Annotated in this window: 20 protein-coding genes and 1 CRISPR repeat array; of the genes, 13 read left to right on the top strand and 7 right to left on the bottom strand. The window is 50.3% G+C overall.

Translation table 11 applies throughout. The features are described from left to right. Positions 1–95: 95 nt before the first annotated feature. The 3 genes from LPB67_RS01760 to LPB67_RS01750 form a co-directional block, all read right to left on the bottom strand. Positions 96–3,296: an efflux RND transporter permease subunit gene (locus LPB67_RS01760; RefSeq protein WP_262835347.1), complete on the bottom strand. Its 3,201-nt coding sequence runs from the start codon at positions 3,294–3,296 to the stop codon at positions 96–98. 2 nt (positions 3,297–3,298) lie between these two features. Continuing rightward, positions 3,299–4,498, bottom strand: a complete 1,200-nt coding sequence (locus LPB67_RS01755) for an efflux RND transporter periplasmic adaptor subunit (RefSeq protein WP_262835346.1) — start codon at positions 4,496–4,498, stop codon at positions 3,299–3,301. A 148-nt stretch (positions 4,499–4,646) separates the two neighbouring features. After that, positions 4,647–4,853 carry a hypothetical protein gene (locus tag LPB67_RS01750; RefSeq protein WP_262835345.1) on the bottom strand — a complete coding sequence of 69 codons (207 nt, stop codon included), beginning with the start codon at positions 4,851–4,853 and terminating at the stop codon, positions 4,647–4,649. Positions 4,854–4,862: 9 nt separating this feature from the next. Between LPB67_RS01750 and LPB67_RS01745 the strand changes: the two genes are divergently transcribed. Beyond that, positions 4,863–5,465, top strand: coding sequence for a dienelactone hydrolase family protein (locus tag LPB67_RS01745; RefSeq protein WP_262835344.1), 603 nt, complete (start codon positions 4,863–4,865; stop codon positions 5,463–5,465). 8 nt (positions 5,466–5,473) lie between these two features. Here the strand turns inward: LPB67_RS01745 and LPB67_RS01740 are convergent, their stop codons facing one another. Continuing rightward, complete coding sequence (locus LPB67_RS01740) at positions 5,474–6,115, bottom strand: 3'-5' exonuclease (RefSeq protein WP_262835343.1); 642 nt, start codon at positions 6,113–6,115, stop codon at positions 5,474–5,476. A gap of 206 nt (positions 6,116–6,321) precedes the next feature. Here LPB67_RS01740 and cas9 point away from each other — a divergent pair, with 206 nt between their 5' ends. The 4 genes from cas9 to LPB67_RS01720 all read left to right on the top strand — a co-directional run bounded on the left by cas9 (position 6,322) and on the right by LPB67_RS01720 (position 15,451). Then, positions 6,322–9,375 carry a type II CRISPR RNA-guided endonuclease Cas9 gene (gene cas9, locus LPB67_RS01735; RefSeq protein ID WP_262835342.1) on the top strand — a complete coding sequence of 1,018 codons (3,054 nt, stop codon included), beginning with the start codon at positions 6,322–6,324 and terminating at the stop codon, positions 9,373–9,375. Positions 9,376–9,380: 5 nt separating this feature from the next. Next, a complete protein-coding gene (gene cas1, locus LPB67_RS01730; RefSeq protein WP_262835341.1) occupies positions 9,381–10,310 on the top strand; it encodes a type II CRISPR-associated endonuclease Cas1 in 930 nt (309 codons plus the stop codon). Between the two features lie 6 nt (positions 10,311–10,316). Continuing rightward, positions 10,317–10,643, top strand: a complete 327-nt coding sequence (gene cas2 / locus LPB67_RS01725; protein WP_262835340.1) for a CRISPR-associated endonuclease Cas2 — start codon at positions 10,317–10,319, stop codon at positions 10,641–10,643. Between the two features lie 70 nt (positions 10,644–10,713). Continuing rightward, positions 10,714–14,181: a CRISPR direct-repeat array (repeat unit 36 nt; unit sequence AGTTTAGCAGATTGGGATATGTGCTCTGACCGGAAC). 238 nt (positions 14,182–14,419) lie between these two features. Further along, the gene (locus LPB67_RS01720; protein ID WP_262835339.1) at positions 14,420–15,451 is read left to right on the top strand and encodes a Leu/Phe/Val dehydrogenase; all 1,032 of its coding nucleotides are present in this window, start codon (positions 14,420–14,422) and stop codon (positions 15,449–15,451) included. A gap of 138 nt (positions 15,452–15,589) precedes the next feature. On the opposite strand, the gene LPB67_RS01715 is transcribed toward LPB67_RS01720, so the two are convergent. The 3 genes from LPB67_RS01715 to LPB67_RS01705 form a co-directional block, all read right to left on the bottom strand. Beyond that, positions 15,590–16,756: a serine hydrolase domain-containing protein gene (locus tag LPB67_RS01715; protein ID WP_262835338.1), complete on the bottom strand. Its 1,167-nt coding sequence runs from the start codon at positions 16,754–16,756 to the stop codon at positions 15,590–15,592. A gap of 76 nt (positions 16,757–16,832) precedes the next feature. Next, the gene (locus LPB67_RS01710) at positions 16,833–17,258 is read right to left on the bottom strand and encodes a VOC family protein (protein WP_262835337.1); all 426 of its coding nucleotides are present in this window, start codon (positions 17,256–17,258) and stop codon (positions 16,833–16,835) included. Positions 17,259–17,457: 199 nt separating this feature from the next. Continuing rightward, entirely contained in the window at positions 17,458–18,237 is a 780-nt protein-coding gene (locus LPB67_RS01705; RefSeq protein WP_262835336.1) for a hypothetical protein, read from the bottom strand. A gap of 357 nt (positions 18,238–18,594) precedes the next feature. On the opposite strand from LPB67_RS01705, the gene LPB67_RS01700 reads away from it, so the two are divergent. The 8 genes from LPB67_RS01700 (at position 18,595) to gloA (ending at position 25,813) form a co-directional block, all read left to right on the top strand. Further along, positions 18,595–18,909 carry a TM2 domain-containing protein gene (locus LPB67_RS01700; protein WP_262835335.1) on the top strand — a complete coding sequence of 105 codons (315 nt, stop codon included), beginning with the start codon at positions 18,595–18,597 and terminating at the stop codon, positions 18,907–18,909. 87 nt (positions 18,910–18,996) lie between these two features. Further along, the gene (locus LPB67_RS01695; protein WP_262835334.1) at positions 18,997–19,500 is read left to right on the top strand and encodes a DUF805 domain-containing protein; all 504 of its coding nucleotides are present in this window, start codon (positions 18,997–18,999) and stop codon (positions 19,498–19,500) included. A 214-nt stretch (positions 19,501–19,714) separates the two neighbouring features. After that, a complete protein-coding gene (gene glyQ, locus LPB67_RS01690; RefSeq protein ID WP_262835333.1) occupies positions 19,715–20,662 on the top strand; it encodes a glycine--tRNA ligase subunit alpha in 948 nt (315 codons plus the stop codon). Between the two features lie 125 nt (positions 20,663–20,787). Beyond that, positions 20,788–22,872, top strand: a complete 2,085-nt coding sequence (gene glyS, locus LPB67_RS01685; RefSeq protein ID WP_262835332.1) for a glycine--tRNA ligase subunit beta — start codon at positions 20,788–20,790, stop codon at positions 22,870–22,872. A gap of 107 nt (positions 22,873–22,979) precedes the next feature. Next, positions 22,980–23,555: a D-glycero-beta-D-manno-heptose 1,7-bisphosphate 7-phosphatase gene (gene gmhB, locus LPB67_RS01680; RefSeq protein WP_262835331.1), complete on the top strand. Its 576-nt coding sequence runs from the start codon at positions 22,980–22,982 to the stop codon at positions 23,553–23,555. Positions 23,556–23,605: 50 nt separating this feature from the next. Next, positions 23,606–24,346, top strand: a complete 741-nt coding sequence (locus tag LPB67_RS01675) for a lysophospholipid acyltransferase family protein (RefSeq protein WP_262835330.1) — start codon at positions 23,606–23,608, stop codon at positions 24,344–24,346. 36 nt (positions 24,347–24,382) lie between these two features. Continuing rightward, positions 24,383–25,297 (top strand): M48 family metallopeptidase, encoded by a 915-nt coding sequence (locus tag LPB67_RS01670; RefSeq protein WP_410482688.1) that lies wholly within the window; start codon positions 24,383–24,385, stop codon positions 25,295–25,297. Between the two features lie 108 nt (positions 25,298–25,405). Then, the gene (gene gloA / locus LPB67_RS01665; RefSeq protein WP_262835329.1) at positions 25,406–25,813 is read left to right on the top strand and encodes a lactoylglutathione lyase; all 408 of its coding nucleotides are present in this window, start codon (positions 25,406–25,408) and stop codon (positions 25,811–25,813) included. Positions 25,814–26,108: the final 295 nt, after the last annotated feature.

The following is a 26,108-nucleotide window of genomic DNA, read 5'->3' as shown; positions in this document are numbered from 1 at the left end:
TTGTTGCTGGCAGGCGTGTATACGCCACTAAATTAAAAGCCGTTCAGAAAACCTGAACGGCTTTTTTATGCTGCTATGGAACCAACTCCATACGGCTAGACAGCGCGACGCCCACGTCCCAATGCAAACGCGCCTAAACGTAGCATGCGGCGATAAATAAAACGCAGCAAGGTCAAGGTCAGCAAGGCTTCCACAAAGGTCGTCACAAACGCAAACAAGGTATTCCAACGCGCATCACGCGCCTTGAACTTGGCAAACATGCGATCCCTCGCGATTTCTATGCTGTCATAGAAAGTCGGCACCACCAGCAAGGTCAGCAAAGTCGAGGTGATCGTGCCGCCGATGATCGCGACTGCCAGAGGGCGATAGAATTCACCGCCCTCACCCAGCCCGATCGCGACCGGCATCATGCCGGCGATCAGGGCAAACGTGGTCATCAGGATAGGGCGCAGCCGCATGCGGCCTGCATACATCAGGGACTCTTCCCGCTCAAAGCCTTCGGCCTCACGCTTGCGGGCACAGTCGAGCAACAGAATCGCATTTTTGGCGACCAGTCCCATCAGCATGATCACACCGATGAAGCTCATCAGGTTCAGCGTGCCGCGCGTCAGCAGCAACGCTAACACCACGCCGATCAGGCTCAGGGGCAAGGACAGCATCACCGCAATCGGTGCGGTGAAAGAGCCGAATTGCATCACCAGAATCAGGTACATCAAGCCGATCCCCATGATGAGCGCGATCCCCATTTCCGTGAACAATTCTTTCTGGTCACGCGCGGCGCCGCCGAGTTCAATCCCGTAACCGTTAGGGAAGTCAATTGCCTTCGCAATCTTCATGGCATCCGCAGTGACTTCACCCGGCGAACGTCCCTGCGCGTTGGCAGACACGGCAATCATGCGCTTACCGTCGGAGTGCTGAATTTGCGATGGACCTTTGCCCATGGTGATCTTCGCGATCTGGTCCAGCGGTACCATCTTGTCCGTACCGCTCACCGCAATCGGCAAATGCTCGATATTCTCGGCATTGACCCTGTCCTCAGGCTGCAGGCGCACCGCAACGTCGCGCGCTTCGCCGGTAGGATCAACCCAGTCGCCGACCTCGACGCCAGCAAATGCGACCCGCAGGGATTGCGCCGCATCCCCGACCGAAATACCCAGCGAATTGGCCAGGCCACGATCGAGTTCAATCTGCAATTCATCAATCGGATCCTGCTCGGACAAACCGACATCAACTGCCCCCGGCACGCTGCGCAACTTTTCCATAAACGCGGTGGTAATCGCCATCAACTTGCGCGAATCAGGGCCAGAGAATTGAATCTGCACCGGCTTGCGTGCGCCGTTATTCAGATCGTCCAGCACCACGTATTCGGCACCGATCACACCTGCCACTTTTTTCCGCAACTCCACCGCAATTTGCTCCGCCGAGCGCTTGCGTTTGGTGCTCTTGCCGAGATCGACGTATACCCGGCCGCCGCTCGCATTGACGTTGCTGTTGGTGGCTTCGGTCTCGGGCAAGGTTCGCGCAATTTCTGCGGCTTTTTCTACCTTGAGCCGCGCATAATCCAGGCTGGAACTCGATGGCGTGCGGATATCAATAATGATGGTGCCATAATCAGAGGCCGGCAAGAAACTGGAGCCGCCGTACACGACATGCAAAGTCAGCGCGCCGACCAGGCTGAGCACGGCAATGATCGCCATCCAGATCCGGTGATGCAGCGCCCAGGCGATGACTTTACCGTAGCGATCGGCCTGATGATCGAACCAGTAATTGAATCTGGAAAGCAACAGACTGATGCCGGTCTTCTTCTCTAAATGATGTCCAACCGGGTCGCCCCAATAAGCGGACAACATCGGGTCGAGCGTGAAGGAGATAAACAAGCTGACCAGCACCGAACTGGCAACAGTCAAGGCAAACGGACGGAACCATTCACCCGCGCCGCCCGGCATAAACGCCACCGGAATAAATACCGCAATAATCGAGAAGGTGGTGGCGGCAACTGCCAGGCCGATTTCCCTGGTACCGTTGCTGGCTGCGGTGCGGCGATCCGAGCCCATTTCCATATGCCGCACAATGTTTTCGCGCACCACGATGGCATCATCGATCAGCACACCGATCGCCAGCGACAGGCCGAGCAAGGTCATGAAGTTCAAGGTGAAGCCGCACAGCCATACCGCGATAAACGCAGCGATCACCGAGGTCGGCAAGCTCAGCGCCGTAATCAGGGTCGAGCGCCATGAATTGAGGAATACATACACTACAAAAATCGTCAACACGGCGCCGAACATCAGTGAATCAATCACGTTGTTCAGGCTGTTCTCGGCATCCTTGCCGCCGTCTTGCGTGATTTCGAGCTTAGTCCCGTCTGGCAGCGTTTTATTGATCTCATCGACCAGGCTGCGAATCTTGTTGGCAACCGATACCGTACTCGCATCACGGGAACGGGTGACTGAAATACCGACGTTAGGATTGCCGTTACGGATGCTAAAGCTATTCAGCTCGGCGAAACCATCGGCGATCTTGGCGACCTGTGCCAGACGGATGACTTCGGTACCGCGGCGCTTGATCACGATCTGCTCGAATTCGGCAGGCGATTCAATCCGCCCGACCAGGCGAATACTTTGCTGATCCAGGATGCCGCGCACCTTGCCGACAGGTGCGGTGGTATTTTGACTGCGCAAAGCAGTCACTACTTCGGTCACCGAGACATTGTATTCGCGCAGTTTTTGCGCGTTCAATAAGACGCTCAATTCGCGCCGCAAAGAGCCATTCACGCTGACTACCGCAACTCCATCGACTGCGCGGAATTTATCGGACAATTCGTCTTCGGCCTTGCGCGAGATTTCCGCATGCGACATGGTTCTGGACGACAGCGCCAGTTGCATGATCGGTTGCGCAGCAGGATCGATGCGCTGCAAAATCGGCTCACGCATTTCAGCCGGCAATTTATAGCGCACCGAGGCAATCGAATTACGGATCTCGTCCGAGGCTTCGATCATGTTCTTCTTAAAATTGAAGATGATCACGATGCTGGCATTGCCTTCGCTGGCGGTCGCCCGGATCTGGTAGACCCCGGTAATACTTTGCAGGGATTTTTCAACGCGATTGATAATCTCGCGCTCTACCGTATCGGGCGATGCCCCCGGATACGGGATATTGATCACCATCACGGGCTGCTCGACATCCGGAATCTGGTTGACGCGCAGTTTTTTGAGCGCCAGCAAACCCAGGCACATCATCGCAATGATGATGACGACCGTCGCAATCGGGCGTTTAATACTAAAGTCAGATAGGAACATGATTATTTTCCCGCTGCTGAAGTCGTTGCTGAAGTGACGACTGGTTTGCTGGCAGACGCGCTCACGACAGCCGCTTTCGCCGCACCGGCCGAGGCGACCAGACTGACTTTCTGGCCGTCCTTCAAAGTCGATACCGGATTGCGTACCACCCTATCGCCATCCATTAGACCGGCACTGACCACGAAATCGCCACGCCGCGGATCGCGCTCGCCCAAGACGATGCTGATTTTTTTCAAGAGGCCGTCCTTGACGCGCCATGCATAGGCCTTATCGCCGTCACGTACCAGGGCGCTGCTCTTGATCATCAGGTTTTGTGTGCTGCCTGCTTCAATCCGGCCTTCCGCATACAGACCGGACACGCGTGGCTGATTGCTGTCCACGAAATCGACTAATACTTCAACCTGACGCGTAGTCGCATTTGCCGCCGGATCGACGCGGCGCACCTTGCCAATAAAATCCTGCTCGCCATAGCCGTTCACACGGAAACTGACTGGCATGCCCGTCCTGACATCCTTGACGCGATCGGCCGAGACCAGACCTTGCAGGCGCATACTATTCGGGTCGATCACTTTGACCAGCTCTTTACCTATCTGCGCGGTATCGCCTGCGGACACTTTGCGCTCGCTGATGATGCCGTCGAACGGGGCGCGCACTTCGGTGCGCTGCAGGGTCTGGCGGGCTTGCGCAGAACGCGCTTTGGCGGCGACCAGATCGCTTTGGGAATTATTCCGGCGAATCTCGGCATCCTCTAATTGCTGGGTCGAAGCCATCCCGGAGGCGCGCAAAGTTTTTAAACGCTGGAATTGACGCTCGGCCTGGTCAAACGATTGCGCAGCGGCGCGCACGGCTTCCTCAGCCGAAGTCAGGCTATCGCGAATCGAGGTATCGTCCAGGCGCACCAGCAAATCGCCGCGCTTGACGACATCGCCGTTTTCTTTCAGGACTTGCAAAACGACAGAAGAAATTTCAGCGCGTAAATCGGCACGACGCTCCGGCTGCACCGAACCGGTAATCACCGGTCCCGATGCCAGAGAATTACTCTGCACCGTAATCAAATCCTCGGCGGTAATCTGCAAAGTCACTTCTTCTGAAGCACTCGCCTTGCTGCCGGCGGAGGCACTGTCTTTATCGGTCTTAGCGCCTTTGCTACAGGCAACAAGTGTGGTTGCAATGGCGATGACAAGTAAAGTACGACGCAACATAGACTATCTCCGGATATATTGAAAGAGGACAAAGCATTTGATCAATCATTTTGTAACGAGTTCTTACAATCTTCACGCGCCAGAGTATCGCCAGCTTGCTGCATGATGTCAATCGGATAATGTGAGTGAGATCCAGGCCGACTTGCTTTCACTCAGTAATCCCGCTGAATAAAAAAATCACGCTGTGCTGGAGAAGATTGAATCTGCTCAGCACCACGGCGACGGCATCATTTTTCAACCGCCTTTCAGGATTTACTTGAAGTTTGCGTGCAACTCCAGTAGTCTGCGCCCTCTTTCTGGTTTTACCGTGCAATTGACCGCTTGTCGTGTCTTGACGGGTCGAGGCTTTATCCATGCTTTATCTATGACAGTCATTATCGCCACCGATGTATTTGGAAATACTCCGGCGCTCGCCAGCCTGGTCCGCAGTTTGGGGCATGAATGTCTGATCGTCTCACCTTACGATGACGACGATAATGCGCGTAGCAACTACCGTTCTGAACAAATCGCGTATCAAGCCTTTATCGCTCAGGGTGGTCTGGCACGCTATATAGACACACTCGATCGTGCAATACGGGAACATGCGGAAAAACCTAGCCGCGAGCCTTGCATCGCGATCGGCTTCAGCGCTGGTGCCAGCGCACTCTGGATGCTGGCGGCGACCGAGACGGCGCACCGGATCCATCAGATGATCTTGTTCTATGGCTCGCGTATCCGCGACTACACGCATCTGCGGCCTGTATGCCCGGCCCGGCTGATCTTTGCGGCGCGTGAAGCGGCCTTCGATCCGTTCCAACTGGTGCAACAACTGCGCCGACAAGCGCAATCTGCCGAACTGGTCACCAACACCGCGCATGGATTTATGAATCCTTACTCAGGCGGCTTTTGCGTCAAGACCCAGGCCAGATTTTTGAAAGAACTCGCCCTACTGCTACAGCAGGCACATCATTGTGCGCTGGCTGCCTGAACTCGCGGTCAAGGCTTATTTTTCAGCGCCAGCCAGCGCCGATACGTCAGCAAGGCCACATGCGCATCATCTGCCGCATAGCGAATCTGCCGCTCGCTCAGTGGTGCCAGCGACCAATTCGAGGTCGAGGTCTTTTTGGATTTTTGCAAAGCCATCCCCAAAAACCGCGCCGCAGCGCCTTTTGCGCCCATATCGCTGCCCTTGCGTTCGCGCATGGCGCGCGCCAGATCCAGAATATTCGCAGGATGAATCGCCAGGCGGGTACGCAGGCGACTCTGGTCGTCGCCCAAACCAAAACCGACTTTGAGTATGTGCTGCGCCTCTAAGGCTGCTTTGGCAGTTGCCAGATACACAGGATCCATCACCGGAAAAAGAAACACCTGATCGTCGGTTGCCAGCTGGATCAAATGCGGCCCGCCCGAGCTCTGACCTTTCACAAAAGTCGGGCGCGATTCGGTATCGAAACCGAGCACATCGGCTGCCAGCAAGGCCTGTTGCGCCCGTTCAGCCGCTGCCTCATTGGTGACGATGTGAATGCGTGCCGCACTCACGCCCTGGTAAGCAGGCAAGGCCGCTACCAGCGTTGCGGGCACGGCCTCATCCAGTTCTGCATGGGCGGATTCTTGCTGGTCGGTAAATGTTGAGCTCATGCGTCCTATGATACAGGGCATATTGGCGACATAAGAGCGAATTTTTTGTGGCATTTAAAAAGCAAAAGGCCACATATAGTGGCCTTTTCATTTGGTGCATCTTTCAGCTTGTTAGCGTCCAAAGCACATATCCCAATCTGATAGTGCTTGAATAATAGCCTGATCTTATTGTAGAGTCAATTTGTTATAACAACAAAGGGACTGACATGCTCGGCAAAATGGCTTATCGATTGGCACTAGATTTAGGATCAACTTCTTTGGGTTGGGCAATGATCAGGCTGAATAATGAGACCCCGCCTTCTCCGATAGCTGTTATCAAAGCGGGCGTTCGTATTTTCTCAGATGGCCGCAGCCCCAAAGATGGATCATCGCTTGCAGTTACTCGCCGCGAGGCACGTGCCATGCGTCGTCGTCGCGATCGTTTATTGAAACGAAAAGCACGAATGACCAAATCACTCATTGAACATGGATTCTTTCCAACTGACGAACAATCACGTAAAGAATTAGAAACACTCAACCCTTATACACTGCGAGCCAAGGGCTTGGATGAAATGCTAAGACCAGAAGAATTTGCTCGCGCACTCTTTCATATCAATCAGCGACGTGGCTTTAAAAGTAATCGTAAGACCGATAAAAAAGATAATGACAGCGGATCTCTAAAAACTGCAATTAATAAATTGCGGTCAACGCTTATTGAAGAAAACTGTCGCACAGTAGGTGAATGGCTACATAAACGAGACAGCTTAGGCAAAACTGTGCGTGCCCGCTTACGTGAAAATAAAGTCACAAGGGATGACGGAAAAACTCGCATCGATAAAAGCTACGATCTATATATCGACAGAGCTATGATTGAGACTGAATTTGAAGCATTATGGCAAAAACAAACCATATTCAACCCGACACTTTTTAACGAAACAGCTAAAGTAGATTTGAAAGATGCGTTGTTATTTCAGCGTCCACTCAAACCTGTCAAACCTGGTCGCTGCACGCTGCTGCCAGACGAGATGCGCGCGCCACTCGCACTACCAAGTACACAGCGCTTCCGTATCTATCAAGAAGTAAATAACCTTAGAATATTGCGTGCAGGTCTCAAAGAAGAATCTTTAACTATTCAGCAACGAGACGTGATTGTGGCGGCTCTAGAAGAGAACAGCAAACGTTCATTCACCCAAATAACGAAATTGCTTGGCTTAGGCTCCATTATATTTAATATTGAAGATGCGAAACGCCAGGAACTTAAAGGCAATACTACAAGCGCGATTCTCAGCAAATCTGATCACTTTGGAAAAGTATGGTTTTCTCTCGACGAAAACAAACAAGACGCTATAGTGCATCAATTGGTGACGGAAGAAAATCTCGCAAAATTAATGCGCTGGCTTGTTGCTGAAACGGGTATAGACGAAGAACGTGCGGAAGTCATTGCCAACGTTGGTTTACCAGAGGGATATGGAAGTCTTAGTATACAAGCGCTGAACCGCATACTTCCAGAGTTAAGAAAAAACGTTATAACTTACGACAAAGCGGTATTGGCAGCAGGCTTCGCACACCATAGCAATATTAGTGCATCAGCCACAGGTGAGATTTTATTAGAGCTTCCTTATTACGGGCAGCCGCTACAACGCCATGTAGGATTCGGTACAGGCAATCCAAATGATACTGATGAAAAACGTTATGGACGTATAGCAAACCCAACTGTTCATATAGGACTGAACCAGGTCAGATTAGTCGTTAATGCACTAATTAAACGCTATGGGCACCCTAATGAAATTATCGTGGAAGTCGCACGCGATCTTAAGCAAAGTAGAGATCAGCGGGACGACGCCAACAAACGTCAAGCAGAAAATCAAAAACGTAATGCACGCTTGCGTACCGACGTCGCGAAAATTTTACAGATCAACGAAGAACAAGTAAAAGGTGCTGATTTACAAAAAATGCTTCTGTGGGAAGAGCTCAGTTTTGATCCAGCAGATCGTCGCTGTCCATACTCAGGCGTTCAAATCAGCGCTCACATGTTGCTCAGCAACGAAGTTGAAATTGAGCATATATTGCCATTCTCTATCACGCTAGATGACAGTCTCAACAATAAGACTGTGGCACTTCGCCAGGCTAACCGAGTTAAAGGCAACAATACTCCTTGGGATGCGTTTGGCAAACAAGAGATAGCAGGATTTTCTTATGCCGACATACTCGCCCGAGCAGAACAAATGCCTAAAGCGAAGCGATATCGCTTTGCAGAGGATGGTTATCAACGATGGCTAAAGGATGATGCGGGATTTTTGGCTAGGGCACTTAATGATACACGCTATCTCAGCAAAATAGCACGTGAATATGTTCAATTGATTTGCCCAAATACACGTGTTATACCTGGACAAATGACTGCCATGTTGCGTGCAAAATTTGGTTTGAATAATGTACTTGGGCTCAATGGCGAAAAAAATCGTAACGACCATCGACATCACGCAGTTGATGCTTGTGTTATCGGGGTTACAGATCAAAGTTTAATGCAACGGTTTGCGCAAGCAAGTGCCAGTGCAAGAGAAAAACAACTCAATCGGCTTGTCGAGAATATGCCTTTACCTTGGGATACTTATCGCGAACATGTTGAACGTGCGATACAACGAATTTGGGTGAGCCACAAACCGGATCATAGCCACGAGGGCGCGATGCATAATGATACTGCTTACAGTTTACTCGGCAATGGCAAAGTTCGAGTACATAAGATAGTTGATGGCAAACGCACTCGCATTGAAGATAAGCTCAAGGTCATTGAATTTACTGATATCAAGGTAAGTGATCGGCACGGAGTAAAACCTAATGGAGAACCTAAGCCTTACAAAGGATATAAAGGAGATAGTAACTATTGCATTGAGATAATTCGCAATGAAAAAGGTAAATGGGAAGGAGAGGTTGTATCAACATTTGACGCTTACCAACTTGTACGTAATTCAGGAATTAAGCGACTGCGTGATTTGACTCAAAGTCTTTCCGGAAAACCGTTGGTAATGCGATTAATGATAGATGACTTTGTTAGGTTAGAAATAGATGGCGTTCAACAATCGGCTAGAGTTGTAACCATTAGTACCAATGGGCAAATTTTTATGGCTGGTATTAATGAGGCTAATGTTGATGCTAGAAACAGGAGCAAAGAAGAGGCTTTTGGTTACATATCTAAGTATGCAGGCTCACTACAAAAAGCAAAAGGAAGAATGGTGAAAATATCTCCACTAGGTGAGCTTCGTGATCCCGGTTTTAAGGTATAAATACCATGATAGGCCGCATAGTAGAAATAGCTGATGACCGCCGACATTTATTTCTATCACGCGGCTTTATGGTGGTGCAGGATACTGAAGGCCAACGTAAAGAGCTAGGACAAGTGCCATTGGATGATATCGCTGCGGTCATTGCAAATGCACATGGCTTGAGTTATACCAATAATTTACTGATCGCCTTAGCGGAACGCTGCGCACCTTTTGTGCTGTGTGCAGCGAACCATAATGCCGCTGGTATGCTATTACCAATCGAAGGTAACTTCCAGCAAGCCAAACGTTTTGACGCACAACTTGCTGCATCTCAACCCACTATCAAACGATTATGGGCAGATATCGTTAAATCAAAACTACAGCAACAAGCAACAGCCTTAGAAGCGGCCAACGTTGCCAGCATCCCTTTATCGTCCTTGGTGCGCAAAGTGCGTTCGGGCGACCCAGACAATTTTGAAGCGCAAGGAGCACGTCGTTATTGGAGCCTTTTATTTGGTGACGACTTTAGGCGTGACCAGCAATCTACTGGTTTGAATTCCATGCTCAACTATGGCTACACCGTCTTGCGTGCGACAACAGCGCGTGCTGTTGTCGCTGCGGGTCTGCATCCGACGATGGGACTACATCATAGTAATCAAGGTAACGCAATGCGCCTAGTCGATGATTTGATGGAACCCTTTCGCCCAATGATTGATCTCAAAGTTTGGCAGTTGCATAAGCAAGGCGAGAGTTCTATCACACCGGAAAGTAAGCGCGCATTAGTTCGCACCATGTATGACGATATGCAAACTAATGTCGGTGTCACACCTGTTATTGTCTGCACACAAAAACTTGCAATATCGTTGGCTCAAATATTTATCGGTGAAAAAGATAAGCTGGATTTGCCTTTACCTGGCCTGCCCCTCAATTTGGCCTCAGCTCTGCAAGACGAGTAATGCGCCATGCTTACCGGATATCGCATCATGTGGATTGTGGTGATGTTTGATTTACCTGTGATAGAAAAATCTGAGCGTAAAGCAGCAAGCGAATTTCGCAACTCCTTACTCGACATGGGGTTTGAAATGTCGCAATTTTCTGTGTACATGCGCTTTTGTACCAGCCAAACTCAAGTAGATACGTATTGCAAACGGGTAGAGCAAAACTTACCTAGCGGCGGCAAAGTGAATATCCTACAATTTACGGACAAACAATACGAACGTATCATCACTTTTCGTGGAAAAGCGAAACAAGCCCCTAATAAATCCCCAGATCAATTCGACTTATTTTGATAAAAAAACGCATTTCCCCCGCCTCAAAAAAGCATAAACCCCTGAATAATCAGGGGCTTATGGTGTTACGAGTTTAGCAGATTGGGATATGTGCTCTGACCGGAACTGTTACCGCCTGTTGATATTGACGGATTGCAGTTTAGCAGATTGGGATATGTGCTCTGACCGGAACCTTTACTACCTGCCACAAAAACACGTATATAGTTTAGCAGATTGGGATATGTGCTCTGACCGGAACTGCAGGAAGTTGAATTGCCACGCACGATTAAGTTTAGCAGATTGGGATATGTGCTCTGACCGGAACTGTTCCAACATAGCTAAGTATTTCGAATTAAGTTTAGCAGATTGGGATATGTGCTCTGACCGGAACTTAACTGGTTCTATTGAACTTGGGGTGAATAGTTTAGCAGATTGGGATATGTGCTCTGACCGGAACGTAACCGCCGCCGTGAGGCGATCGAGGACGAGTTTAGCAGATTGGGATATGTGCTCTGACCGGAACTGAGGTCACGATCTTCCGTGGCTAGCATCAAGTTTAGCAGATTGGGATATGTGCTCTGACCGGAACATGTTTCCCTCTTTCGTGCATGCAGATGGAAGTTTAGCAGATTGGGATATGTGCTCTGACCGGAACGCAAATATTCGATACGTTGCATGGTAATGGAGTTTAGCAGATTGGGATATGTGCTCTGACCGGAACGGCGCAGATAAGGTAGTGGTTGGTACTGCAAGTTTAGCAGATTGGGATATGTGCTCTGACCGGAACGGATTCCGCCACGTGGAATTCCGCGACGAGAGTTTAGCAGATTGGGATATGTGCTCTGACCGGAACTCCTATCCATTGCTCTGCCGACGCGATCTGAGTTTAGCAGATTGGGATATGTGCTCTGACCGGAACTCTTCAACGATGCGGTCTAAGTCGCTGTAAGTTTAGCAGATTGGGATATGTGCTCTGACCGGAACGATAATTGATTTCATGATAATTCTCCTTTAAGTTTAGCAGATTGGGATATGTGCTCTGACCGGAACCTTTCGGGTGATAAAGGAAAAACAGAAATGAGTTTAGCAGATTGGGATATGTGCTCTGACCGGAACAGGATTGTGATATTTGATTATTTGTATCAAAGTTTAGCAGATTGGGATATGTGCTCTGACCGGAACTCGAAGGTTACTTGATCTTCTTCGCCGAGCAGTTTAGCAGATTGGGATATGTGCTCTGACCGGAACCATGCAACGCAGGTCATGTTTACGATGCGGAGTTTAGCAGATTGGGATATGTGCTCTGACCGGAACCATTAGATTGAAATATCGCCTGGATAACTTAGTTTAGCAGATTGGGATATGTGCTCTGACCGGAACCAATATATCGATACTGTGGGTATTGTGCAAAGTTTAGCAGATTGGGATATGTGCTCTGACCGGAACGGCGCCATCGACTGAGACAGTCCCTTTGAAAGTTTAGCAGATTGGGATATGTGCTCTGACCGGAACGGTCATGCCGAAGGTATCAATCTCCGTTCTAGTTTAGCAGATTGGGATATGTGCTCTGACCGGAACGTGAGCACGACGTTAGCAGCAGCGACAATAAGTTTAGCAGATTGGGATATGTGCTCTGACCGGAACCAATCGCGGCCACTGTCTACACAGAGGTACGGTTTAGCAGATTGGGATATGTGCTCTGACCGGAACAATGAGATCGATACATCGTTGACGGAATTGAGTTTAGCAGATTGGGATATGTGCTCTGACCGGAACTGCGACTGCATTTGCTGTATTGCTGACTTGAGTTTAGCAGATTGGGATATGTGCTCTGACCGGAACCAGCTTGGTGCGGACCTGAACACCAAGACAAGTTTAGCAGATTGGGATATGTGCTCTGACCGGAACCTGGTGACACCCTTGTTACTGCATAGCCGAAGTTTAGCAGATTGGGATATGTGCTCTGACCGGAACCCGCCAGCAGCAATCGCGCGCGCACCCTGTAGTTTAGCAGATTGGGATATGTGCTCTGACCGGAACTAGTCATTAGCAACCGAAAACATGTCGCGCAGTTTAGCAGATTGGGATATGTGCTCTGACCGGAACTATCGCTGGAGAAACTGCCTGATCGTTGAGAGTTTAGCAGATTGGGATATGTGCTCTGACCGGAACTTGGTGGGTTCTTTTGTACTGCGTAATTCAAGTTTAGCAGATTGGGATATGTGCTCTGACCGGAACGAGAATCGTGAAGCCTCACTCAAGCGATGAAGTTTAGCAGATTGGGATATGTGCTCTGACCGGAACTCGTCCACCACTTGCTTTATAACCGTGTGGAGTTTAGCAGATTGGGATATGTGCTCTGACCGGAACGGATTCAAGGAACTACTCTTAATCTGGGATAGTTTAGCAGATTGGGATATGTGCTCTGACCGGAACCTGCCCGCGATAAAGCCAATCGGTACAATGAGTTTAGCAGATTGGGATATGTGCTCTGACCGGAACCCTGCTGACTTTGTTGTTGCTGTAGTTTTTAGTTTAGCAGATTGGGATATGTGCTCTGACCGGAACTTTGACGAAGAAGCGCAGCAAGGAGAGAGTAGTTTAGCAGATTGGGATATGTGCTCTGACCGGAACTTGTCCGGCAAGCTGTAGGTGCGACCCCATAGTTTAGCAGATTGGGATATGTGCTCTGACCGGAACTCGATTTGTACAATGCGGCACGCGATTCAAAGTTTAGCAGATTGGGATATGTGCTCTGACCGGAACTGGGAGGTAGATGTGATTAAACAGCTTGATAGTTTAGCAGATTGGGATATGTGCTCTGACCGGAACATCGCCGCGATGCCGCCGCCCACGATCAGAAGTTTAGCAGATTGGGATATGTGCTCTGACCGGAACCAATGGGAATGTTTTCTCATAAACTCATTGAAGTTTAGCAGATTGGGATATGTGCTCTGACCGGAACTCTTCAGGCGAACGATAATTGGTGGAATAAAGTTTAGCAGATTGGGATATGTGCTCTGACCGGAACTACGTGGTGATCGTCCAAATATGAATAAAGAGTTTAGCAGATTGGGATATGTGCTCTGACCGGAACGAGGGGGTAGCATGGAAGAAGTAAAAGCAAAGTTTAGCAGATTGGGATATGTGCTCTGACCGGAACGTCATCGCTCAAACTCCGCCAAGACACTCTAGTTTAGCAGATTGGGATATGTGCTCTGACCGGAACGCATGCATGAAGCCATAGATCATGAGTTAAAGTTTAGCAGATTGGGATATGTGCTCTGACCGGAACCGATCGGCTTGCCGCTTGTTCTGACTGGATAGTTTAGCAGATTGGGATATGTGCTCTGACCGGAACTGAGGTCACGATCTTCCGTGGCGAGCATCAAGTTTAGCAGATTGGGATATGTGCTCTGACCGGAACCGACGCAGCATCGACACGGCAAAGAGCAAAAGTTTAGCAGATTGGGATATGTGCTCTGACCGGAACCTGAACCATCCGAGAACGGCGAACAAAAGAAGTTTAGCAGATTGGGATATGTGCTCTGACCGGAACTTCCGCTAAGATAATAACCATTATCATAATAATTTCGCCATTTGAGTTTCCGCCCCCTATCGCCTATACTCGCACCCGCGTGACACAATCACCGCCCGTTGTCGGCAGCACCACATCGCTGCCCATGACCAGCAAGACCTTGCTGTACTGACTGACCATTTTTTAACTCAACTTTTTTGCGGCACGTCATCATTCGCCTTATCGGGACACATGATCACCACCGCGCGGAGCCATAAGCATGACCGCTTTTGTATTTAACGAAATCAATTTTGACGACCACGAACAAGTCGTCTTTGCCTCAGAAGCCAAATCCGGCCTCAAAGCCATCATCGCCGTCCACAACACGAAACTCGGCCCGGCAATGGGTGGATGCCGCATGTGGAACTACGCCAGCGAAGCCGAAGCGGTACGCGACGTACTGCGCCTGTCGCGCGGCATGACCTATAAGAACGCCGTAGCCGGCCTGCCTATCGGCGGCGGCAAGAGCGTCATCATCGGCAACCCGAAAACCGGCAAAACACCGGCCCTGTTTGAAGCCCTGGGAGAAGCCCTGGAGCGCCTCGGCGGCCGTTATGTCACCGCAGAAGATGTCGGCACCAGCCCAGCCGACATGGCCAATGTCGCCAGCAAAACCAAATTCGTCGCCGGTCTCGGTGACCGTGGCGATCCGTCGCCGTACACCGCACTCGGCTGCTTCGTCGGCGCGCAGGCGGCGGTGAAGCACCAGCTCAAACGCGACAGCTTTGACGGCCTGACAGTCGCGCTGCAAGGTCTCGGTCATGTAGGCTACGACTACGCCCGCCGCCTGCATGAAGCCGGCGCTAAACTCGTGGTCGCGGACATCGATCAGGCCGCACTCAAACACGCGCAAGAAGAGTTCGGAGCGAGCGTCGTCGGTATCGATGCGATCTACGATGTGCAAGCCGACATCTACGCCCCCTGCGCGCTCGGCGCAACCCTGAACCCGGACACCCTATCGCGCCTGAAAGCCAGGATCGTCGCCGGTGCCGCCAACAACCAGCTAGCCACTGCCGACATCGGCGAAGCCTGCCGCCAAAAGGGCATCCTGTACGCACCGGATTTCGTCATCAACGCCGGCGGCATCATCAAAGTCTGCTACGAATATCTGAACACGCCGGAAGACGGCATGGACGCGCATGTACGTCGTATCGGCGACACCCTGGCAGAAGTATTTGCCCGTGCCGATGCAGAGGGCTTGCCAACCAGCGTTGTGGCGGACCGGATCGCCGAGGCGAAATTTAAGAGTTAGTAACGAGCATCGTTCGCCGCGAATTTGGACGAATGTAAGTCAGTGAAAACGAAAGTTTTGAAAAGCCATTTGTATTGATCGCAAGTGGCTTTTTTCGTTATGGCGCTGACTCGGTTTGATTCAGGTACTGGAGCACTCTCATTTGCCGTTCGCCTGACTGATCAAGTCCTCCACCAGCTCGGGCAAATATCCGGACGAGTCATAATTCGACAAGACAATAACGGTGTAAGCGCTATCTAAGTACATCGCCATGTTACCCGCAACGCCTCGCAAACTACCAGAGTGTCCGACCACTTTCCCTAAAGCGCTACTCCAGACCTGAAACCCAAGGCCATAAGGGCGACCGCCGGGATTTTGTCCATTGCTGTAGTCAGTCCAATGTAATTGAAGCGTATCATTTTTAATCAATTTCCCAGCAAGTAGTGCGGAGGTGAACCGCCACAAATCATGTACCGTCGAATAGCCTGCGCCAAAGGGAGTACCTCGGAGAGGAATATAAAAATTGTTTTCTTTTGAAAAATCCGGTGCCTTGGGTGTAGACATATAGCCTGTCGCGATATTGTCCACGGGCTCGTCCCTAAAATAGCTATCGGAATTCAGCATACCAAGAGGCTTATAGATATGCTCGCGAATATAGCTAAAGAAGTTTTCTCCAGAAACCTTCTCGATCACCAGCCCCAATAAAAAAGTCCCCGTATTACTGTAATTAAAATTACTATCTGGTTCGAATTTCAGTTTATCGCCCTGTAACAAAGACTTGTAATCTGACAGCTCCCGCAGGAAGATTAATTTAATGTAGGGCGCGTACACAATATGCTCTGAAAGCATATCGCCAAAGCCGGAGCGGTGCGATAACAACTGACGTATCGTGACTTTGTCAAGAATATCCTTCGGATACCAACTTGCATCCACATAGCGACTCAATTTATCGTCGTAAGAAAGCTTGCCTGCTTCCATCAATTGCGCGATAGCGACCGCCGTGAACATCTTCCCGATCGACGCAATATTAAATTTAGTCTCAATATTATTGGCGGCATGATAGCGTTTGCTTGCCTGGCCGCACACACCCTCGGTGACTAGCTGATCTCCTTTGGTAATTAATATTGCACCAGAAAATTTATCCTGCTCACACTTCTCTCGCAGCAGCAAATTAATTTTTTCTGCCAGCAGCACTTCCGATTGTGTCAGTTTATTTTGCGACTGCGGTGATTCGACCGGACTCGTCGTTTGCGCCAAGGATTGAGAAACCTCGCTGAAAAGTAAAGCGAGTCCGAAAAAAAGAACGATGCATTTTTTTATCTGCATGTACCTACCTCATTTTTCATTAATTAAATTTAATCCAGACTGGTTATTGTTGTCGTTCGCTTTCTACTTCAAATCATCACGCAATAATCGCACATCTCGCGTTCTGCAATACCACACGATATCCATCAGCATCAACAAAAGTTCTTCCCTTAAGATCCCAATAAGGATTGAATGCGGCGACTTGTTGAAATCCTGCTGTCAGCATTCTCGCGCAGCTCGTTATCCATTCGTGATTATCCGGCAGATAAAATACGATCAGATCTTCCGCTGTCGGCTGCGCGCGCACCGGCTGTGTTTTGCAATGGGTGAATTCAAAGTGATACTGCATTCCAGCGCGACCGAGCATGACGCCATCGAATCCCTGATGATCCTCAAACGCACCGATGACACTTAGCTGCAATCCTTGGCAATACATGGTTTTGGCAAATTGTAGGTCGCTGACCGGGCGGGCGATTCTGAGATGAGCTTGCATGTTCAGTTCCTTAAAAATATCAGAGGTCAATCCGACTTTTGTCTAAAAGTAGTCCGCCTCAATACCATAAGGCCATTATTTCATTGCGATGACCAGCAGCGTCCACACTTAAGCGGCCGCAATGCGTTCACAGAATTGATCGGCAATTTGACACGATTCAACTATGCCATCTACTCACTAGCAAACGCATTTCGGAGTAAATTGAATTTACAAAAAGCGCCGACTAATTTCAAGACTGCAATTGCAAGGTTTTGACAGTCCGCGACTCGCCCCTCTCACCGGCACCCGATCCGCTGCTCTTGCTTTCTCTGCGGGTCGTGACTAAACGTTCGCCGACTTGCGCATAGATTTGGTCATCATCGTTCGTCGATTCAAAGCTGATCACTACAAAAGCGCGACCGGATACGCTTTCATGCTGGCGACTGGCCAGCGGTGTGCCGTCGGCGGCGACCCAGATATCGAGTTTGCCTTCATATTTTTTGACGTATTTACGGTCTTTTTCGCTGATCTTGTCGATCGACAGATCAAAGCTCAACAGACGGGCTGGCTTGCCGTTGAAGGTATCGACTTTTTCGCTTTTGAAATTCGCTTTCTCGACTGCGCGCGACAAGCTGCCTGCGGCATAGATCAGCGGACGCAGCTCGCTGGAATTGATTTCCTTCAATGCAGACAGGGTCGGTGTCTTTACTTTGGGATCTTTTTCTTTGGCAAGTTCTTCGGTATCGAGTTTGGCCAGCAATTCTTTACTGTAATGAATGTGCAAGCCGCGTTGGCCTTCTTCGATGAAGACATTGGCGACGCCGTTTTTTTCTTCTGCATCTTTACCTTCGCCCTGTTTGCTCCAGGTCTTGGCCTCCAATACTGCCTTGACGGCGGCGGGGCCTTGCAATCTGGCGAGTGCCGCTTTCAGGTCGCTTAAGCCATCGGCATGTGCCAGCGTGGAGCTGGCGCACAGCGTAGTCCACAGGATAGCGAGGGACGATATTTTTGATATACGGTTGACAGCCATTTCTACCTCAATTCATTACACGGTTATTGACACGATCCAGTTGAATACTCATTGCACTCTCATTGATGGCAAAGCATTCATCGGACATTGATCGATATCACAAGTTCAACTTGTGATCCGATCATGCCGCAAAACGACAGTCCTGAATTCACCAGGCCCTGGCAGGCAAAATCATCAATTGACGAAAAAACACAGATATTTCCACCTGGCTGTTTCAATGTAACAAGTTCTCTCGTAGAATTGTTAGCGTAGAAAGATAAATTAGCAATACTAACCATGCTATCTGCTTTCTCTTTAAATGGACGTTGCAGGTTTTCCCTTTGCGTCTTTACCATTACCAATCGATCAGGAGAACAAATGAGCATGGTTTTTTGTCGCGGCTGCGGAAAAGAAATACACGAGACAGCGCTTAGCTGCCCCTATTGCGGCGCTCAACAAGGAACGCCACCAAACCAAAGCACGACAGACAAACGCATATTGCCTGCTGCCTTACTGTGCTTCTTTCTGGGTTTTCTGGGCATACACCGGTTCTATGTAGGAAAAATCGGGACCGGCATTCTGCAAATACTCACTCTCGGCGGTTTCGGGATTTGGGTATTAATTGATTTCGTTATCATCGTTACCGGCAGTTTTACCGATAGCGAAGGCAATAAAATCAATCTCTGGACCTGATATCAAAGATGCTGACGATTTCTGCAAAAAGCGCCAGCAAAAATAGTGCAGTCCACACATTCAGACATCTAATTTAAGGAAGAAAAAATGAGCATGGTATTTTGTCGAGCTTGCGGTAAAGAAATCCACGAAACCGCTGTCACCTGCCCGCACTGCGGTGCAGCGCAAGCAAAAACCGCAGCGGCCTCCGCCTCATCCACCTTGGCCGACGACACCGGCAATGCGTTTGACTGGTACGTCATGGCGCTAAAAAAATACGCGATCTTCGATGGCCGCTCGCGCCGCAAGGAATACTGGTTCTATTTGCTGTTCACTTTTTTGATTTCCATTGGGCTTGCCATCGTGGACAATATTACAGGCACATCCAGTTTTGGCAGTAGCACCGGACTGCTCGGCGGTTTGTATGCGTTGGGAACCTTGATTCCGGGATTGGCGGTAACTGGAAGACGATTGCACGATACCGGACGCAGTGCGCGGTGGATGCTGATTGCCCTGCTCCCTGTGGTCGGCTGGATCATCCTTATTGTGTTCCTGGCGTCCGACAGCCATCCCGCAGAAAACCAGTATGGTTCCTGTCCAAAAACGATGTAAAACCGATGTAACTACAGCAATATAAGCTTCACACAGCAATTGAGTTAAGAGGTGGCACCCAGATCGGCTGCTGCCTCTTCTATTTTGCGGGGTTTGATGACGCCGCCTCTACGCAAGCAAATTCGCCTCTCGGACCTAAAACCCGCTAAAATCTAAGGTTGTGCAAACTTTACTCTGCGTCGTCCAACGCCATCATCAAGAGCGGAACACCAACATGCTGACATTTCAACAAATCATCCTCACACTGCAAGAATACTGGGACGCCCAGGGTTGCGCCTTGCTGCAGCCTTATGACATGGAAGTCGGCGCTGGCACCTCGCATACCGGCACCTTCTTGCGGGCGATCGGACCGGAGCCCTGGCGCGCTGCGTATGTGCAACCGTCCCGCCGCCCTAAGGATGGTCGTTATGGCGAAAACCCTAACCGTCTGCAACACTATTACCAATACCAGGTCGTATTAAAGCCCGCGCCGGAAAACATTCTCGACCTCTACCTCGGCTCGCTGAAGGCACTGGGCCTGGACTTGCGGCAAAACGATATCCGCTTCGTCGAAGACGACTGGGAAAACCCGACCCTGGGCGCCTGGGGACTAGGCTGGGAAGTCTGGCTGAACGGCATGGAAGTCACGCAATTCACGTACTTCCAGCAAGTCGGCGGCCTCGATTGCAAACCGATCCTGGGTGAAATCACTTACGGTATCGAACGTCTGGCAATGTATTTGCAAGGTGTGGAAAACGTCTACGACCTGGTCTGGACCGAACGTGAAGAAAACGGCAAGACCGTGCGCCTGTCGTATGGCGATGTATTCCATCAAAACGAAGTCGAGCAATCGACCTTCAATTTTGAATATTCGAACACCGATTTCCTGTTCTCGCTGTTCACAAATTACGAAGCCGAAGCCAAGCGTCTGCTGGACATAACGGAAAAATCGCTGGCTTTGCCTGCCTATGAAATGATCCTGAAAGCCGCACACACCTTCAATCTGCTGGATGCACGCGGGGCGATCTCGGTGACTGAGCGCGCTGCATACATCGGCCGGATTCGGAATCTGTCGCGTGCAGTTGCGGCGGCATATTACGCCTCGCGCGAGAAACTGGGTTTTCCTATGTGTGCGGCTGATGACAGACATAAACCGGCGCCGATAGCAGCGCTGGTGGACTAAGTAACGAAATAGGTAGGGTGCGCCGTGCGCGCCACCGTTGATGGGCTCCATACATTGGTGCACACGGCACACCCTGCTGAGACATAAAGCCGGCTTAGATCAATAAAGAATCCATTGAGATAAAAATGAATCAAACACTATTAGTAGAACTATTCACGGAAGAATTACCGCCCAAGGCACTAGCCAAATTGGGTGCCAGTTTTGCGCAAAGTATTTTTGACACTCTAAAAAAACTAGACTTTGTAGATTCAGAGGGAATGTTAACTTGGTACGCAAGCCCGCGACGCCTTGCCGCTGTAATTACCCATGTCCGTCCTATTTCCTTGGAAAAGGAAGAAACGATCAAAATTATGCCGGTTTCCATTGGCCTTGATCAGGATGGCAAACCAACTACTGCATTGCTTAAAAAACTCCAGGGCTTAGGTATTCCGGAGGAAAAAATTGAAGAATTTGAACACCGTGACGATGGCAAGAGTAAGACCTTGTTTTACAGCCGAACTGTAAGCGGCGGACAACTCGGCATTGTTTTCCCAGGTGCGCTCGAAGTTGCAATCAACAACTTGCCAATTCCTAAAGTCATGAGCTATCAACGACCGGATGGCGAGACTGTGCATTTTGTGCGCCCTGTACACCGCATCATTGCACTACACGGTGCCGAGATTATCAATCTGTCGCTGTTAGGCTTAAATAGCAATCGCACGACACTGGGTCATCGCTTTTTATCCGAAGGTGAGATCAGCATTGCACACGCCGATGACTACGCAGCCAAGCTAGTAAGCCAAGGCAAAGTCATTGCCAACGTCACCGAACGCAAAGAAAAAATCCGCGCCGCTCTGTTAGCGAAAGCAGGCGACGATCAGGTGTTGATGCCCGAATCCCTGCTCGATGAAGTCACCGCCCTGGTCGAATGGCCGGTCGTGTACGAATGCAAGTTTGAAGATGAATTCCTGACAGTGCCGCAAGAATGCCTGATCCTGACGATGCAGACCAATCAAAAATACTTTGCCCTGACCGATGCCAATGGCAAGCTGCGCTCCCGCTTTTTGATCGTCTCGAATCTGGAAACCGCTACGCCTGAGCATATCATTCAGGGCAATGAGCGCGTGGTACGTCCTCGTCTGTCCGATGCGAAATTCTTCTTTGAGCAAGACAAGAAAAAAACCTTGGAAGCACGCCTGCCGATGCTGGCGAATGTCGTATATCACAATAAGCTCGGCAGTCAGGCGGAACGCACCCAACGCGTCCAATCACTGGCGGGAAAAATAGCGCAGGCTTTGGGTACCGATGTCGCGTTAGCAGAACGCGGCGCCTTATTGGCGAAAGCCGATTTGCTGACCGATATGGTCGGTGAATTCCCTGAGTTACAAGGCATCATGGGCACGTATTATGCGTTGCATGATGGCGAACATGCGGATGTCGCCGCCGCCGCGTCTGAGCATTACCAACCGCGTTTCGCTGGCGATGCTTTGCCCGCGACAACAACGGGGACAGCCGTAGCCCTGGCCGATAAACTGGAAACACTGGTCGGCATCTGGGGCATAGGCTTGCAGCCAACCGGCGACCGCGATCCGTTTGCACTGCGTCGCCATGCCTTGGGCGTGCTGCGCATGCTAGTAGAAAAACGCCTGCCGCTATCGCTCAAACATTTACTGGCCGATACGCTGACTCAATTTGCTGGCAATAGCAACTTTAAAGACCCGAGTGCAGATGTCTTGAGCTTCATGTATGAGCGCCTGCGTGGTCAGTTACGCGATAAAGGTTTTGCCCAGAATGAAGTCGAAGCCGTAGTCGCACAAAATCCTGACATGCTGGACACCATCGTGGAGCGTCTGCAAGCGGTACAGGCGTTTGCTGCCATGCCGGAATCGGCTTCGCTGGCCGCCGCCAATAAGCGCATCACGAATATCCTGAAAAAATCGGAAGGCACGCCAGGCGCCGTGCAGGTCAGCTTGTTGCAGGAAGCGGCGGAACAGGCTTTGTACCATGCGATGACCAAGGTCAAGCCGGAAGTCGATGCTGCATTCGGCCGAGGTGATTTCACTGCAGCGCTGAAAACCCTGGCCGCGTTGCGCGCGGAGGTCGATCACTTCTTCAACGACGTGATGGTGAATGCCGATGATCTGGCTTTGCGCAATAATCGCCTGGCCTTGCTGAATGAATTGCATGGCATGTTAAATCAGGTGGCGGATATTTCCAAACTGGCTGCATGATGATTGCGGTAGCTACTAACTATTGCAGTCGCTGCTGACGGACTCCCTCACCCCAACACCTCTCTCCCGCCAGCGAGAGGGGGGGTAAAACCAGAAAAGGAATACACATGGAAAAAACGAATAAGCTGATCATCCTTGATCGCGATGGCGTTATCAATCATGATTCCGATACTTTCATCAAATCGCCGGATGAATGGCATCCTATTCCCGGTTCGCTGCAAGCGATTGCCAAGCTGAATCAGGCAGGTTATCTGGTGGTAGTCGCCACCAATCAATCCGGGGTAGGACGCAAGCTGTTTGATACTTCGACGCTGAATGCGATTCATCAAAAAATGCATCACGCCGCCCAGCAGGTCGGCGCGGAAATCGATGCGGTGTTCTTTTGCCCGCATATTGCGGATGACAATTGCGACTGCCGCAAACCCAAGTCAGGCATGTTGCGCGAGATTGCCCAGCGCTACGATATCAGCCTGAAAGGTGTGCATAACGTCGGTGATTCGCTACGCGATTTGCAGGCGGGATTTGTGGAAGGATGCGTGCCGCATCTGGTGTTATCCGGTAAGGGTAAAAAAACCTTTGACAAAGGCGGCTTGCCGCCCGGCACACAAATTTATCCTGATCTGGCGTCGATGGTGGATATCCTTTTAAAGAATGCGCCGGCTGAATTTTTTGTGGCAGTTTAATCCCATTTAAGAGACGGTAGCTAATCCTTAGCTATCTTGTTGGAGATACGATGCTTCGTTTTACCTATTTTTTACGTTCGGTTTTGTTTGTCAGCTTGATGGCTGTGGCGACGGTTGTCTGGGCGATGGCATGCCTGTTATTTGCACCGCTGCCTTACAACAAACGCTATTACTGGACGGCGCGCTGGAATGTATTTGTGATCTGGCTCGCCAAGGTCGTGTGCGGTATACGCTATCAAATTAAAGGCATGGAGAATCTCCCCGATCAGCCGGTGATTTTATTATCCAAGCATCAGTCGGCGTGGGAGACGATTTTTTACATGACTTGCATGCCGCGTCCTTTGGTCTATGTATTTAAAAAAGAGATTACGTATATTCCCTTTTTCGGCTGGGGTATTTCCCTGATGCGCATGATTCCGATCGACCGCAGCAAAGGCAAGGATGCATTCGCTCAAGTGGTTGAGCACGGACGTCGCAGGCTTGCCGACGGACAATGGGTTATTATGTTCCCTGAAGGTACGCGAATCCGGGTTGGCGAAAAAGGCAACTACAAACTGGGCGGCACTCGCCTGGCGACAGAAACCAATACCGCAGTAGTACCGATTGCGATGAATTCCGGCGAATGCTGGGGCAAAAATTCTTTCATCAAAACACCGGGACTGATTACCGTCTCGATCGGCAAACCGATTGCACCGGACGGTTTGAGTTCGGCGGAATTGATGCAAAAAGTGGAAGCCTGGGTAGAAGGCGAAATGCGCGTTATCTCGCCGCAGGTTTATCAAAAAAATTGATCAAGACTCTCTTGATCAATCAGGAGAGTTGAAGCATTGAAATCATGTTTTTCATTATTGGCGAAACCTTTGCAGTTTTTACTGCAACTGGATTTGTTTTCCGACCATCGCGTTGACGATCCAGAATCGCCGCTCTCCACTGACTCACCTTACACCGCACCCCGCTTTAAAAAGACACCGCCACCGAACGTGGTGGTGCCGCTGCCTCCGCCGCCAAGCAAGTCCCCGAATAAACGTCAGATACGCCTGCCTGAGCAATGGCTGGAATACACGCTGTTGCGTTCCAAGCGCCGCACGATCGGCTTCCTGATCAATGAAGATGGCTTGCGGATTACCGCGCCGCGCTGGGTCACGATTGCCGATATCGAGCAGGCGATCCAAGAGAAGCGGCGCTGGATCGTCACCAAACTCAATGAACGGCGCGAACGCGATGCGCGTCAGTTGCAGCCGCAGATGCAATGGGTAGACGGCGCCAAATTACCCTATCTTGGCAAGCAACTGACTTTGCGCATTCTGGCGACCCAGGCGATGGGAATTGAGCTCGATAATGCCAGCGACGAACTCAGGATCAGTCTGCCAGCGGATGCCGGCGAGCAGCAATTGAAAGACCGTGTGCAAGCCTGGATGCAACAAGAGGCGCGCCGGGTATTTTTAGAACGCTTGCCGGTCTATGCAGAAAAGCTCGATGTCAGTTATCACTCGATGTCCCTGTCAGCAGCGGCGACGCGCTGGGGCTCCTGTACCTCGCAAGGCAAGATCCGGCTAAACTGGCGGCTGATCCATTTTTCACCGACCTTGATTGACTACGTAATTGCGCATGAGCTTGCGCATCTGCGCGAGATGAATCATGGTCCGCAATTCTGGGCAACCGTGCAGTCGGTATTCCCGGAATTCGAGCAAGCGAAACACGCTTTGCGTCATCATGCGCTCCACGATATTCCCGTTTTTTAGGGAGTATCTACATTAAATGACTTGATCCGCAATACCCATAAAGTCAATCGTTCCATACACCATCATACTTACCCCTAGTATATTCAATCATCAGACAAGGAAAACATCATGCGTATTTTGCACACCATGCTGCGCGTTGGCAATTTGCAGACTTCCATCGACTTTTACACCAGGATTCTGGGCATGACGCTGCTGCGCCAATCCGACAATCCTGAATACCAATATACCCTGGCGTTTTTAGGTTATGGCAGCAATCCTGAACACGCCGAACTGGAATTAACCTATAACTATGGGGTAGATAAATACGATTTGGGCAGTGCCTACGGCCACATCGCGATTGCGGTACCGGATGCCTATCAGGCTTGCGCCGACGTCAAGGCGAATGGCGGCAATGTCACGCGCGAAGCAGGCCCGGTCAAAGGCGGCAAAACAGTGATCGCATTTGTGCAAGATCCCGATGGCTATAAGATCGAATTGATAGAGCGTAAAACTGCTGAGCAGGCGACCAGCCTGTAGTTACCGGTGCATCCTGATCGCTACGCTGCAGATATTTGAGCAACAAAAAAGGAGCCGTCTGGCTCCTTTTTTACATCTCTCGCCATGTCAAATTTAAAGTAACGAGGTCGCAACTGTCATCTATCTTCCTGACCTATTCAATTTGGCTGGCACGCTAGTCAGGATTACTGATCCGAGGTTTTTTCCGCCGGCTGCTCCGCGTTCTTATTCATGATTTTTACCAGACCAACCAAGCCCGCAATCAACACAAGGCTTAAAACGCCGATAATTCCATCCAGCATGAGGACTCCGATCA

The sequence above is a fragment of the Undibacterium sp. Jales W-56 genome (assembly GCF_025548535.1).
GTDB lineage: Bacteria > Pseudomonadota > Gammaproteobacteria > Burkholderiales > Burkholderiaceae_D > Undibacterium.
Note: the sequence above shows the minus strand (reverse complement) of the source record. Positions and strands in the feature narration are given on the sequence as shown.

Bases quoted from the DNA above. Each gene is read 5' to 3' on its own strand.
- LPB67_RS01760 (WP_262835347.1), bottom strand. From the start codon at position 3,296: ATGTTCCTATCTGACTTTAGTATTAAACGCCCGATTGCGACGGTCGTC.
- LPB67_RS01755 (WP_262835346.1), bottom strand. From the start codon at position 4,498: ATGTTGCGTCGTACTTTACTTGTCATCGCCATTGCAACCACACTTGTT.
- LPB67_RS01750 (WP_262835345.1), bottom strand. From the start codon at position 4,853: ATGGATAAAGCCTCGACCCGTCAAGACACGACAAGCGGTCAATTGCAC.
- LPB67_RS01745 (WP_262835344.1), top strand. From the start codon at position 4,863: ATGACAGTCATTATCGCCACCGATGTATTTGGAAATACTCCGGCGCTC.
- LPB67_RS01740 (WP_262835343.1), bottom strand. From the start codon at position 6,115: ATGAGCTCAACATTTACCGACCAGCAAGAATCCGCCCATGCAGAACTG.
- cas9 (WP_262835342.1), top strand. From the start codon at position 6,322: ATGCTCGGCAAAATGGCTTATCGATTGGCACTAGATTTAGGATCAACT.
- cas1 (WP_262835341.1), top strand. From the start codon at position 9,381: ATGATAGGCCGCATAGTAGAAATAGCTGATGACCGCCGACATTTATTT.
- cas2 (WP_262835340.1), top strand. From the start codon at position 10,317: ATGCTTACCGGATATCGCATCATGTGGATTGTGGTGATGTTTGATTTA.
- LPB67_RS01720 (WP_262835339.1), top strand. From the start codon at position 14,420: ATGACCGCTTTTGTATTTAACGAAATCAATTTTGACGACCACGAACAA.
- LPB67_RS01715 (WP_262835338.1), bottom strand. From the start codon at position 16,756: ATGCAGATAAAAAAATGCATCGTTCTTTTTTTCGGACTCGCTTTACTT.
- LPB67_RS01705 (WP_262835336.1), bottom strand. From the start codon at position 18,237: ATGGCTGTCAACCGTATATCAAAAATATCGTCCCTCGCTATCCTGTGG.
- LPB67_RS01700 (WP_262835335.1), top strand. From the start codon at position 18,595: ATGAGCATGGTTTTTTGTCGCGGCTGCGGAAAAGAAATACACGAGACA.
- LPB67_RS01695 (WP_262835334.1), top strand. From the start codon at position 18,997: ATGAGCATGGTATTTTGTCGAGCTTGCGGTAAAGAAATCCACGAAACC.
- glyQ (WP_262835333.1), top strand. From the start codon at position 19,715: ATGCTGACATTTCAACAAATCATCCTCACACTGCAAGAATACTGGGAC.
- glyS (WP_262835332.1), top strand. From the start codon at position 20,788: ATGAATCAAACACTATTAGTAGAACTATTCACGGAAGAATTACCGCCC.
- gmhB (WP_262835331.1), top strand. From the start codon at position 22,980: ATGGAAAAAACGAATAAGCTGATCATCCTTGATCGCGATGGCGTTATC.
- LPB67_RS01675 (WP_262835330.1), top strand. From the start codon at position 23,606: ATGCTTCGTTTTACCTATTTTTTACGTTCGGTTTTGTTTGTCAGCTTG.
- gloA (WP_262835329.1), top strand. From the start codon at position 25,406: ATGCGTATTTTGCACACCATGCTGCGCGTTGGCAATTTGCAGACTTCC.